Here is an 11,649-nt window from a genome sequence, read left to right on the forward strand (position 1 = left end):
CGGAAGGCAACTACCCCCGTTTGGAAGTTTGCATGGTCGGTTCGACGTCAGCGCTCCATAGATGATTCTGTTCCGGACGGGCGAAGAAGAGCGCTGCGATCAAACCGATGACGACGACGGTTCCAGGCAGAAGCAGCGACTCACCCATGGCTGCCGCATACTCCGCCGACCGCGCCGGTGTGCCCACGGCACCGTTTGCCGCCAGACGTGCCTGCATGATTGCCGCGATGCCCGCACTTCCAATCACGGCTCCCACCTGACGCGTGGTGTTGTAGACGCCGGATCCGGCGCCGGCGAGCGACGGCGCGAGATTGCGTGTGGCTGTCAGCGAGACCGGAGCCCAGATGCCTGCGCTTGCCAGGCCGATCAGCGCGAGAGGCAGCAACAGCAGCCAGATAGGGGTGGTCGGTGTGAGCAGTGACGCGAGCCAGAACAATGCAACTGCCATGCCGGTGAAGCCGAAAATGGCCATGTACTTGGGGTTTCCGCGTTGGACGAGCTTTCCGATGAAAGGAGCCAGCGCACCGGAGATGATCGCCATGGGGGCCAGCAGCATCGCAGCCTGCGTGGGTGAGAGGTTGCGAACGTTCTGCGCATAGAGCATGAGCGGCAGGCTCATGGTTGTGATGGTGAAACCCATGGCTGAGATTGCCGTATTGGCGAGCGAAAAGTTGCGGTCACGGAAAAGCTTCAGCGGCACCAGCGGTTCTTTGCGGTTGTAGCGCTGCCACACCAGGAAGGCAGTGAAAAGCACGGCACCGGTGATGATGAGGGACCACACTGAAATGGGCCCGGCAATAGGACCCCAGCTGTAGGTCTGACCCTCCTGAAGACCGAACACCAAGCAGAACATTCCTGCTGCACTGAGAACCACGCCGAGGAGGTCGAAGGAGTGGTTTGTGGTGGTCAGGTTTGGAACCAGGCGGTAGGCCAGGAAGAATCCGATGACGCCGACAGGCAGGTTGACGAAGAAGATCCATTCCCAGCCGAGCGTGTCAACAAGGACACCGCCCAGAATGGGGCCGGCAAGAGTGGCGATGCCCGCCACGGAGCCCCAGAGACCCATGGCTGAGCCCCGTCGGTCCGGAGGAAAGATGCGGGTGATGACGGACATTGTCTGGGGCGTCATGAGGGCCGCGCCCAGCCCCTGGAAAACGCGGGCGAGGATAAGTAGTTCGATGGTCCCGGCGAAACCGCACATGGCGCTCGAAGCAGTGAAGACTGCCAGTCCGGCGAGGTAGATCCGGCGGGGCCCGAACCTGTCACCCAACCGTCCCGTGACCAGCAGCGGCACGGCGTAGGCAAGTAGATAGGCGCTCGTGACCCAGATGGCGCTGTCTATGTCTGCCTGCAGGCCCTCCATGATGGCGGGCGTGGCGACAGAGACAATGGTGGAGTCAACGAGGATCATGAAGAACCCGATGACGAGCGACCATAGCGCCGGCCAGGCGCGGATCTCCGGAGCGGAGGATTGCATGATTCGAGGGTACAGCCGGGCTCTGACAGTTGGTTCTTGTCCCGCATGCTGAGGTATCTTGGTTGCTCCGGGGCTTTAGCTCAGTTGGTAGAGCGTTTCGTTCGCAATGAAAAGGTCAGGGGTTCGATTCCCCTAAGCTCCACTGTCCCCGCCGCGATAGTGTGTATTCAGCACCGGCCTGCAGACAAGAAATCATCCACGGGTCCACTGATTACGAATCCCTTAATCCGGATCCAGATGAGAAGAGGCGGAGATGCCGGACACGGACCTTTGGACGACGGAACGAATGCTCACCACCGCTGCCCGCCTGACCGAGAATGCCTGGAACGAGCGTCTTCACGCGCTCGGAATTACGCATGCCGCCTTCATCACGCTGCGCACCGTCGAGGCTCACGGCCCGCTGTCTCAGGTTGAGCTGGCTGACCATCTTCATGTCACCGCGCAGACTGTCGGGCGAACACTGGCACGCCTCGAGCAGCAGGGTTTGGTCTACCGCCACAGCAGTGAAAGCGATCGCCGAACCTTCGTCGTCAGCCTTACCGAGCCTGGCAGATCGCTGCTCTCCGAGGCGGAGCGTCACGAGCGGGAATTCGCGCTCGACCTGCAGCGTGCGTCTCCTGAACTGCGCCGGCTGTTGATGAAGGTTATCGAGGATCTGCTTCCCGCCCGTTTCCCTCCGAACGGCGTGGAGCAGGCAGGCCAAAACAGCTGAACTAGGCGACAAACCGCTGGCGCTGTACGGAATCCGTACAGCGCCAGCGGTTTGTTCTTCAGGAGTTACGGCGTGTTCGAGCTGCTCTGAACGTTGGACTTGGCATCCTGAGCCCGGTCCTTGACGTCCGAGGCAGCGCTCGTGCCTTCTTCCTTGACTGTATTGGCTGAGTCCGTGGCGGTCTGCTTGACCGAGTCCATGGCCTGCTGTGCCGGCTCCTTCATGTCTTCGGCTACCTGCTTGGCGGCGTCTGTCACTTCGGAGACGAGAGGCTGTGCCTTTTCCTTTACAGCCTGGGCGGCTTCCTTTTCCTTCTGGCTCGCCGGGATGAGCGAGGAGGCAAGGAGGCCGGCTCCGAAGGCGATCAAGCCCGCGGCGAGAGGGTTTCCCTGCGCCTTCGAGGTGACGCGCTGCGGTGCGTCATGAAGTGCGTCACCTGCATGGTGTGCCGAGTCTTTCATTGACTGGGAGGCGCCGTGCGCACTGCCCTTGGCAGAGTGCGAGGCATCATGGGCTGAGCCCATCACGCTGTTCTTGACGTTGCCAAGCGCGCTCTTGACCTTGTCGGTCTGCCGGTGGGCAATGTTCGACGGACTTACCTTGTCCGCGACGGCGTCAACATCAGTGCCCAGTTCGCGGCGGGTGCGTTCGATGTCCGCACGGATTTCATCAGGTGTCTGGTTCATGGCGTGTGCTCTCCTGGTTTCAACGTAGGCGGAATTTCCTTGGCTGTCTCAGCGGTCTGCGGCATGCCCTTGATCGACTTCATTTCCTTCTTCCCCTTCAAGGCGAGGACTGCAGCGATGATGCCCCAGATCACGGCAACAATCACCGAGGCCCACCCAAGGCTCTCGATCCACTCGGCGAGGCCCCACATCAGAGCGAGGGAAAGAAAAAGAAGCACGAAGTGCCCAGCGACTGCGGCGCCGCCGAACATCCCAGCGCCCTTGCCCGCGCGCGTTCCTGACTCACGCAGTTCAGCTTTCGCGAGCTCGAGTTCCTGGCGCATCAGCGTCGACAGGTCACTGGTGACCTCACTGAGCAGCTGCCCCAAAGAGGCATTCGAACCCTGGTCATTGTCCGGGCTCGGCGGCGGCGGTTGCGCCGCATGTGATCCGTGGAGGTGTGGCTCGGTCATTAGCGGAAGTCCCTCCCTGATTCAGTGCCGGTTACTCCGGGCTGGCTAAGCGGAGTGGTTGGTGTGACTGTAGGCGTGGTGGTTGGCGGGGCCACCGGCGGTGTGTCGATGCCGGCGCCATACGCCGGCTGGTCGGTTCCGTATTCGTCAGGCACCGGCGGGTAGGTAGCGACGTGCTGGCCGCCTGTTGCCGATCCGGCGGGGCTGCCGGTCGAGGGTGAGCCGCTCGAATCGGATCCCCCCTGAAGGCCGCGTGCGAGGCGTCCCGCGAGGAGGCCTGCTCCGGCTGCGACCATCAGGAACGCACCGGGCCGACGGCGGGCAAAGCCGGTAACTTCGTCAAGCAGTGATCCCGGATCACGTCCCTCAAGCCATGAAGCAGCGCTCCCGGTTCGCTGGGCTGCCTGCTGAACGAGATGCTGGGCGGTGCCGCTCTCGGAGTTCTGCGCCATGGAATTCAGCTCATCGCTGAGGGAGCGCAGACCGTCGGTGACGCGCTGCTGCTGGGTTCCGGCCTGGCTCTTCAGGTCGGAGCCAAGCTCGCCGACAAGGTTCCTGGCCTGGGCGCCGGCCTCGTGTGCCACGTTCTTCGCTTCTGACCCCGCGGTCTGTGCGACGCCCTTGGCTGCGTCTGCGCCCTGCCGCCCTACATCCTTGGCTTCATCCTTTGCAGCAGACTTAGTGGACTGTCCGGAGGACGAGGTGTTCTGCGCGCCCGGCGTTGAAGTAACCAGCGGGTCTTCTGACCAGTTCTGTGTGCTCATAATGACTCCTTTATTGATGTGGAGGACTTCTGGAAGGTAAGCCATCGCATCTACACAATAAGCATGCTTAGCATATGATCACAAGACCGCAACGAAAACTCCCGTTCAAACCGCCAAGCTCGCAGGGACCTGTGTGGACAGCCAGCTTAGTATTCTGAGCGGGAGTCGGCTAGGGCTACAAGCGCAACCAGGGAGACTCATGACTGGATCATCCGCATCACCGGGATCATCACGGAACGACGACGTCAGTATTGTTGCCTGCCCCGACGGGCCTCTGCTCGTAAGGGGAGAGGTGCCCATCGTCACTCCCACGGGCGAACCGGTGCCTCGTCGTCGTAAGACTGTGGCGCTGTGCCGCTGCGGAGCCTCGACAATCAAGCCGTATTGCGACGGGACACATAAGCTCATCAACTTCCGCACGGAGCCGGATTTGCCCGATTCTCCTCAGTCCGCGGGGTCCGAGGCTTCTCAAACGCCCCAGGGGTAAGGAAAAGGCCGCCGGTACCGCTCAGCGAGCGATTCCGGCGGCCTTTGACGCCACGGTGTGGTGTTACTCCGCTATGTACATCCCGTCCCAGCCCTGGCCGATCTTCTTTCCACCGCTGAAGCCGCCGGTCCCGTTACCGCTGTAGAGGTAGAGGTTCCCGCTGCCGTCACGGGCGAGGAGATCCGCAGTGGAATCTGAGCCCCATGGCCCCGGTCCGGCCAACGCGCTCATCACGTTCCAGCCGTGACCCGCCTTCGTCTTGGACAGGAACCCGCCCTTGCCGTTACCGGGATAGAGGAAGAGGTCACCGTTGGAGTCACGGGCGAGAAGGTCCGAGGTGCCGTCACCGTTGAAGTCTCCGGTGCTCAGGAGCGCGGTCATACCGCCCCAACCCGAACCGATCTGCTGTTTGCTGCCCCATCCGCCCTTGCCGTTGCCGGGATAGAGATAGAGACCGCCGTCGCGGGTGCGGGCCAGGAGGTCAGCGAGTCCATCGCCGTCAAAGTCACCGGGCGTCACGAGCGCGGTCATGCCGCCCCATCCGTTTCCTACCCGTTCGCCGGACGTCACAGCTCCGGTTCCTGTGCCCGCGTACAGCCAGAGCTCACCCGATCCGTTCCGTCCCAAAACATCGGAGACGCCGTCGCCGCTGAAATCACCCGGCAGGAGGATCATGTTCATGCCGCCCCATCCGGAGCCGATCTGCGCTTTTCGTCCGAAGGTTCCGGTAGCGGTGCTGGGGTACAGCCACAGCCGGTCGCTCGAATCACGGGCAACGATGTCGGGATGGCCGTCGCCGTTCATGTCCGTACGGGCAGACTGTTTCACAGGCTCGGGTGCCACGGGCTGCACAGGTGCCACGGGTGCAGCCGGTTGCACTGGTGCCTCAGCTGCTGCGTTGACGGTCACGGAAGCGATGAGTAGTTCGTTCCAACCGACGCCCATCTCCGAGCGTCCGGCGAAGCCTCCGGTGCCGTTGCCCTTATAGAGCCACAGTGTTCCCGCGCCGTCCCGGGCCACAAGGTCCGCGTTGCCGTCGCTGTTGTGGTCGCCGGAGCCGATCAGCGACGTCATGCCGCCCCATCCGCTCCCGGCCTGGCGCCGGGAGTCAAAGCCTCCGGTGCCATTCCCGGGGTAGAGGAAGAGATTTCCCGCCGAGTCGCGGGCCAGAAGGTCCGATTTGCCATCGCCACTGAAATCTCCCGGGCTCAGTATGGAGGTCATGACGCTCCAGCCTGAACCCCGCTGGGAGCTTCCCTTCCACCCACCGGCACCGTTCCCGGAGTAGAGGTGCAGCGTTCCGTCGCTCTTGCGAGCCAGCACGTCAACGTTGCGGTCGCCGTCGAAATCGCCCGGCGTGATCAGTTCCGTCATCCCTTGCCAGCCTGAACCTACCTGCACACGGGACCGAATTGAACCCGTGCCGGTGCCGGCGTACAGCCACATCCGGCCGTCCCCGTCACGCGCGAGGATGTCTGCGTGTGCATCACCGTTGAAGTCGCCGGGCAGGAGAATAGACGTCATGACGCCCCAGCCGGACCCGATCTGGACACGCGGCTGAAAGCTGCCGGTAGAAGTGGTCGGGTAGAGCCAGAGAACGCCGGCGGCGTCGCGCACAACGATGTCCGGAGTCCCGTCGCCATTCATGTCCGATCGGGCAGGAGCCCCCTGCGGCCTGGCATCGATCGTGACAGAAGCGTAGGTATCGAAGACTGAGTTGATGCGCACCGTTGTGCCGGCGTGGGTGGTGAACGTGCTGCCGGCTTGCCAGGCGGTGTTGTCCGCGTAGTAGCCCGTATAGGGCCTGCTGGAGGGCATCAAAAGCAGCGACGACGCCGGTGTGAGTCCTCCGCTCTGCACGATTTTGACGCCGCGGTTGCCACCGGTGGCAGTGTTCCTGTCGAAACCGACTGGGACACGGAGTTCGAGGTAGTAAATTTCGCCACTCTTCGGGTCCGTGAACTTCACAGCGCGGTTGGCGGCCGTGCCGGCCCAGGGATAAAGGGTGTAGGTCTTGCTCCCGGAGGCCACGCCGGCGTTTCGGATTTCGTCCCCGCGTCCGAATCCACCGTAGTCCCAGAAGCTTGAGCTGATAGCGGGAGTTTCGAACCAACGGGAGATGCCCATGAGATCGGACGTGTCGCCGTAGCTCCGGATCGAGCACCCCGAGGTGAAGCTTGCGGTGTCCGGTTGGCCGCTCGTGCACTGCAGCGAGTCGGAGTGCATGAGGCCGAGTACGTGCCCAAACTCGTGCGTAACGACGTTCGTGGTGAAGTTGCTGACCTGCGGCATCAGAATGCGGCCACTGGTTCCGTTGCTGCTCCAGCCGTAACCGAGGTAGCCCTCCTTCAAAGGCGTTGGAATGAAGACCACCAGCGCCGTGTATGGGCTGTAAGACCAGCGAAGCTCCGATGTCACCTTATTCATGATCTGGTCATAGGAATCGGTGGACTTGGCGGCCGATTTATGGTCCCACACCCGTGAGGCGACCGACATGGAGAGCCGGCCGTTCGACATGCTCCTCCAGTACTTGCTCGAGACAGCGATCGAGTTTTCGGCTGTGGTGCGCGGGACAGTCGCGGTGCTGTCTGCCAGGTCAACGGTCACCAACCGTACCTTGATGTCACCTGCGCGCGAGAGCGTTCCGCCGGCGCCGAGGGGTGACATGGCCGCCCCTTCAGTCGTGGAAGTGAACGAGTGGCCATCCTTCGCCAACGGGCCCTCGAAAGTGTGGTCGGGATGGGCCGGGAACCCGTCCGGGAAGAGCTCATGAATGTCCGCGGCTTCGGCCGGCGCTTCCTCCACAGTCGCGACCTCAGCCGGCACCGCCTCAACGGGCACCACCTCGCCGGTCGTGGATTCGGCGGGTGAAACATCCTGGGGTACCGGGCTCTGCACCGGCCCCTGGGTTGCGACAGGTGAGGTTACAGCCGGCTCCTGTGTTGCAATCGGCGAGGGCTGGACGGATTGTGCCACTGCCGGATGTACCCCGGCCGAAAGGCTTGCGGCCAGGAGCAAAACGCCGGTGAGCGCAGCTGTAGAACGCTGAAGTGAAAGCATGGAAGTCCTTGGTGGTACGAGTGTGGGGTGGGGCTGGCGCCGCCGTGTCCCCCTACGACGGCGCCCGGGCTGTTTCGAGACCATCAGCCCTAAAAGCCCCGCACCAAGTATAGGTTTAGCTATCTCCGGTAAATCGCCGGGAATTCGCAAAGGATTGTCCAAGGAAGCTCAGTTTTCCCGCAGGATATCCGCAAGAGGAATAGTGAGCGAGAAATGCTCGGCAATTCATAATTGCCTAGCCTAATTATTAGGCAAAAAGCAAATGAAATCAGGAAGCGGTGCGGGCAGTGTGCGTACGCTCCGAGTGGCCCGCCAGACGCGGATCCAGCCGGACAACGACTGCGGCCTCCGCCGAAACAACCGGGCGGTTCAAGGCCATCTGGGCAAGAGCCAGCAGGAAAACTGGAAGAGAGAGCAGGATGAAAGTGAAGAGCGCGTACATGGCGATGATGGCGTGGATGGGGGAGTTGAACAGGCTGGCGATGAACGCCGCGCTGCCAAGCCACGTCCACAGCCAGAAAAGCACGACGGCGTAAATCACCGTACGGGCACGCCTGTATTTCAACGGATAATGCACCCGCCGTCGCTTCATTTTATGTGACCCCCAGGTCTCGCGGATCCCGCGCCCCGCGAGTTCCTCTCATGATAGTAAGCCCCGGGAAAGTATTTGTCGCCTAGTTGCCCTTCCAAGGAGATTTAGGCAGCAACTAGGCGACAAAAACTGTTAAAGGAACCGAACATGATCCGGTGTCAGATCCTCTACTCGTGTTACCCCGAGCAGCTGCATGGTGCGCGTGATTTCCTTTGCCAGGATAGTGATGGTGCGGTCTACGCCTGCCCGTCCTCCGGCCATGAGCCCATACAGGTATGCCCTGCCGATCAGGGTGAAGTCCGCACCAAGGGCGAGGGCGGCAACGATGTCGCCGCCGCTCATGATGCCGGTATCGAGCATGATGGACGTCTTGCCTTTCAGTTCGGCGGCGACGTCCGGAAGCAGCCGCAGGGGGATAGGGGCGCGGTCCAGCTGTCGGCCGCCGTGATTGGAGAGCACAATCCCGTCCGCACCGTGGTCCACCACCTTCTTGGCGTCGTCGAGCGTTTGAATGCCCTTGACCACGAGGTTGCCCTTCCACACCTCACGCAGCCAGTCGAGGTCATCAAAGGTCAAAGTGGGATCGAACATGGAGTTGATCAGGTCAGCGACGGTGCCCGAGTAGCGGTTGAGTGAGGCGAACGCGAGTGGCTCGTGTGTCAGGAAATTGAACCACCAGGCCGGCCGATAGGACGCGTCGATGACCGTCTTTACGGTGAGTGCCGGCGGGATGGTCATGCCATTGCGCACATCACGCAGGCGGGCGCCGGCCACCGCAGTATCAACGGTGACCATCAGCGTGTCATTGCCCGCCGCTGCTGCACGTTCGATGAGCTCCATGGAGCGCTCGCGATCCGTCCAGAGGTACAGCTGGAACCAGTTGCGCCCCGACGGCGCTGCCCGCGCTACGTCCTCGATGGATGCAGTTCCCATGGTGGAAAGGGTGTAGGGGATTCCGGCGGCTTCGGCTGCCTGGGAGCCTGCGTATTCTCCCTCCGACTGCATCATGCGGGTGAAGCCGGTGGGTGCGATGCCGAACGGCAGGGCAGACTCCTTGCCCAGGACCGAAACTGAAGTGTCGACCTTCTCGACGTTCCGCAGGATCCCGGGGCGGAACTCGAGGTCAAGGAAAGCTTCGCGCGCCCGCCGCAGGGTGATCTCCGCTTCCGCCGCGCCGTCGGTGTAATCGAAGGGAGCAGTGGGAGTGCGACGCTTGGCGATGGTGCGAAGATCGCCGATCGTGTTTGCACGCCCCAACCGGGCACTTTGGCTGAACTCCGGCTTCTTGAACTGCATCAGAGGGGCCAGGTCAGCAACTTTGGGGATCCGGCGCTTCAGCGCTTCGGGCGTGTAGGACATGGGAAACCTTCGGGTCGGCGTGTGGTCCGACCACACTAGCTCGATGTGGTCTGACCACGCAAGGTAGCCTTATTTGATGCGCACCCACCAGCTTGTTCAGTCATGGCTTGAGGAACAGCTTGCGGCGGGGCGCCTTGCCGTTGGGGACCGGCTGCCCGGTGAGCGCATGGTGGCGGAACAGTTGGGTATCTCGAGGGCGTCGGCCCGCGAGGGGATACGGGTGCTGGAGGCAATGGGGATTGTCCGGGCCGGCGTCGGATCCGGGCCGGGTGCCGGCACGGTGATCACTGCCAATCCCGGTGCCGCACTGGGCGCAGCACTTCGCCTGCACATGGCGACCTCGCACCTGCCGATCGAGGACATCGTCCAGACGCGCCTGCTTCTGGAAACCTGGGCGGCAGCCCATGCCAGGCCCGCAGCGCCCGCAATGGAGAATGCCGCGGCGCTCCTCGAGGCGATGGAGTCTTCAGCTCCGGACGAGAAGGAATTCCTGCGTCTTGATGCGCTTTTTCACGTTGCTCTGGCTGACGCGGCCGGCAACGTGCTGATTGGCGCCATGATGTCTTCGCTCAGGGAATCCATTGAGGGCTACACGCTCCGCCTCACGCGCACCCTGCCTGATTGGGCGGCGACCTCCGCCCGCCTCCGCGCCGAGCATCGCGACATCCACAATGCAATCAGGAACGACGACGGCGCACTCGCTGCGGAGATGGTGGCGAACCATATCGAGGGCTTCTATAAAGAGGCCGGGTTCTCCGGGTCCTGATCGCTGGTCTTCCGCTACTGATCTTCCACTGCGTGGAGTCCACTCCGCCCGCGGACCTGACGCTGCGGTTCCGCCAGTTCCTCAATTGCGGCTTGCAGGTGCGAGCGTAGCTCGGGAGACAACAGTGCCTCATCCGATACCAGCGTGCGCTCGATGTTGCGGCCCTTCTCCAGCGTCGCGAGGCCTTTCTCGGTGATGCGGACTGTCTGGCTGCGGCGATCGTCATCCCCGCGGGTACGTTCAATATGCCCCTTGGCCTCAAGCCGATTGAGGGTCTTTCCAATTGTCTGAGCCTGCACATGCACCAGTTCGGCGAGCTGCGCCTGCCGGAGCGGCCCGTGACCTGCCAGTACGGCCAGGGCAGTGAACCCGGCGTGGGTGACGTCCAGTTCAGCCAGGCGTTGGTTCCACGATTGCTCAACGAGCCGCGCTGCTGTCGTGAGAAGCCGGCCTGTCGACCAGGCTGAAAGATCGGGCATGCGCTGTCACCTTCCCTGTCGATTCATTTATCCATCTAATCATCAGCTTACTTATGATTGCTGTGGAATCAACCGTGCAGGGCGGGAAAGGTAGCTGTCAAGCCTCAGGAATTTGAGAGGAGTGCCCTCAGGACAGCTTCGGAAGCGTCAGCCGCGTACCCTGCTGCACCGTCCATGGCGGCCGCAATTGAAGGAGCGGCGTCCGCCAAACTACGAGCGTGCACTACTCCGTGGGCTGCCAGATCGGCGTCGGACAGCGTGATGCGCCCGGCAACAGCAAGCACCGGCAGGCCGAGATCCCGTGCGCGGTCCGCCAACCCGAGCGGAGCCTTTCCGAATTGCGATTGCGCGTCGAGTGAACCTTCACCGGTGAGCACGACATCAGCGTGAGCGAGCTTTTCGTCCAGCCCGGTGAGGCCGGCAACCAGCTCAAAGCCAGGCTCCAGCGAGGCTTTTGTGCAGGCCAGGAAGGCGGCAGGGAACCCACCGGCGGCTCCTGCGCCGGGCTGCTGAACGTCCACCCCCGTGGTGTTTTCCAGAAGTTGTGCCCACCGGGCCAGTGCGGCGTCGAGCTCCGTGCGGAGGCCGGCGTCGGCACCTTTTTGCCCGCCGAACACGTGCGCAGCACCGTCGGGGCCGAAGAGCGGATTCTGTACGTCGACGGCGATCCGCAGCCGGACACGGTGAAGACGGGGATCCAGGCCGGAGAGGTCCAGGGCCGCCGCGCGTGCCAGAGCCAGCCCGCCCAGGGGAAGTTCCCCGCCGTCGTCGTCAAGGATCTTGGCGCCCAGGGCACGCAGGGCGCCCGAGCCGCC

At 62.8% G+C, this 11,649-nt stretch carries 12 protein-coding genes and 1 tRNA gene; 4 read left to right on the plus strand and 9 right to left on the minus strand.

Annotation, left to right across the window (positions count from 1 at the left end; translation table 11 throughout):
* Positions 1-10 precede the first annotated feature (10 nt).
* Positions 11-1,477, minus strand: a complete 1,467-nt coding sequence (locus tag P4U43_RS11840; protein WP_277358917.1) for a DHA2 family efflux MFS transporter permease subunit — start codon at positions 1,475-1,477, stop codon at positions 11-13.
* A 69-nt stretch (positions 1,478-1,546) separates the two neighbouring features.
* Here P4U43_RS11840 and P4U43_RS11845 point away from each other — a divergent pair.
* A tRNA-Ala gene (locus P4U43_RS11845) sits at positions 1,547-1,619 on the plus strand.
* Positions 1,620-1,730: 111 nt separating this feature from the next.
* Positions 1,731-2,189 (plus strand): MarR family winged helix-turn-helix transcriptional regulator, encoded by a 459-nt coding sequence (locus P4U43_RS11850; RefSeq protein ID WP_277358918.1) that lies wholly within the window; start codon positions 1,731-1,733, stop codon positions 2,187-2,189.
* A gap of 65 nt (positions 2,190-2,254) precedes the next feature.
* On the opposite strand, the gene P4U43_RS11855 is transcribed toward P4U43_RS11850, so the two are convergent.
* From P4U43_RS11855 to P4U43_RS11865, 3 genes are read right to left on the minus strand one after another with little or no spacing between them, the layout of a single operon-like run.
* Complete coding sequence (locus P4U43_RS11855) at positions 2,255-2,875, minus strand: DUF3618 domain-containing protein (RefSeq protein ID WP_277358919.1); 621 nt, start codon at positions 2,873-2,875, stop codon at positions 2,255-2,257.
* Entirely contained in the window at positions 2,872-3,327 is a 456-nt protein-coding gene (locus P4U43_RS11860) for a phage holin family protein (protein ID WP_277358920.1), read from the minus strand. Before P4U43_RS11860 ends, P4U43_RS11855 begins: the two co-directional genes overlap by 4 nt.
* A complete protein-coding gene (locus tag P4U43_RS11865) occupies positions 3,327-4,091 on the minus strand; it encodes a hypothetical protein (RefSeq protein WP_277358921.1) in 765 nt (254 codons plus the stop codon). Before P4U43_RS11865 ends, P4U43_RS11860 begins: the two co-directional genes overlap by 1 nt.
* 199 nt (positions 4,092-4,290) lie before the next feature.
* Between P4U43_RS11865 and P4U43_RS11870 the strand changes: the two genes are divergently transcribed.
* A complete protein-coding gene (locus P4U43_RS11870; RefSeq protein WP_277358922.1) occupies positions 4,291-4,578 on the plus strand; it encodes a CDGSH iron-sulfur domain-containing protein in 288 nt (95 codons plus the stop codon).
* A gap of 63 nt (positions 4,579-4,641) precedes the next feature.
* Here P4U43_RS11870 and P4U43_RS11875 read toward each other — a convergent pair whose 3' ends face one another.
* The 3 genes from P4U43_RS11875 to P4U43_RS11885 all read right to left on the minus strand — a co-directional run bounded on the left by P4U43_RS11875 (position 4,642) and on the right by P4U43_RS11885 (position 9,589).
* A complete protein-coding gene (locus tag P4U43_RS11875; protein ID WP_277358923.1) occupies positions 4,642-7,638 on the minus strand; it encodes an FG-GAP-like repeat-containing protein in 2,997 nt (998 codons plus the stop codon).
* A gap of 268 nt (positions 7,639-7,906) precedes the next feature.
* The gene (locus P4U43_RS11880; protein ID WP_277358924.1) at positions 7,907-8,203 is read right to left on the minus strand and encodes a hypothetical protein; all 297 of its coding nucleotides are present in this window, start codon (positions 8,201-8,203) and stop codon (positions 7,907-7,909) included.
* Positions 8,204-8,362: 159 nt separating this feature from the next.
* Complete coding sequence (locus tag P4U43_RS11885; protein WP_277358925.1) at positions 8,363-9,589, minus strand: alpha-hydroxy acid oxidase; 1,227 nt, start codon at positions 9,587-9,589, stop codon at positions 8,363-8,365.
* 76 nt (positions 9,590-9,665) lie between these two features.
* Here P4U43_RS11885 and P4U43_RS11890 point away from each other — a divergent pair, with 76 nt between their 5' ends.
* Entirely contained in the window at positions 9,666-10,355 is a 690-nt protein-coding gene (locus tag P4U43_RS11890) for a FadR/GntR family transcriptional regulator (protein ID WP_277358926.1), read from the plus strand.
* A 14-nt stretch (positions 10,356-10,369) separates the two neighbouring features.
* On the opposite strand, the gene P4U43_RS11895 is transcribed toward P4U43_RS11890, so the two are convergent.
* On the minus strand, positions 10,370-10,834 hold the full coding sequence (locus P4U43_RS11895) for a MarR family winged helix-turn-helix transcriptional regulator (protein ID WP_277358927.1): 465 nt from the start codon (positions 10,832-10,834) through the stop codon (positions 10,370-10,372).
* A 104-nt stretch (positions 10,835-10,938) separates the two neighbouring features.
* A partial coding sequence (locus P4U43_RS11900) for a glycerate kinase (protein ID WP_277358928.1) occupies positions 10,939-11,649 on the minus strand: 711 nt, incomplete at its 5' end.

Origin of the sequence: Arthrobacter vasquezii (genome assembly GCF_029455255.1) — a bacterium.
GTDB lineage: Bacteria > Actinomycetota > Actinomycetes > Actinomycetales > Micrococcaceae > Arthrobacter_D > Arthrobacter_D parietis.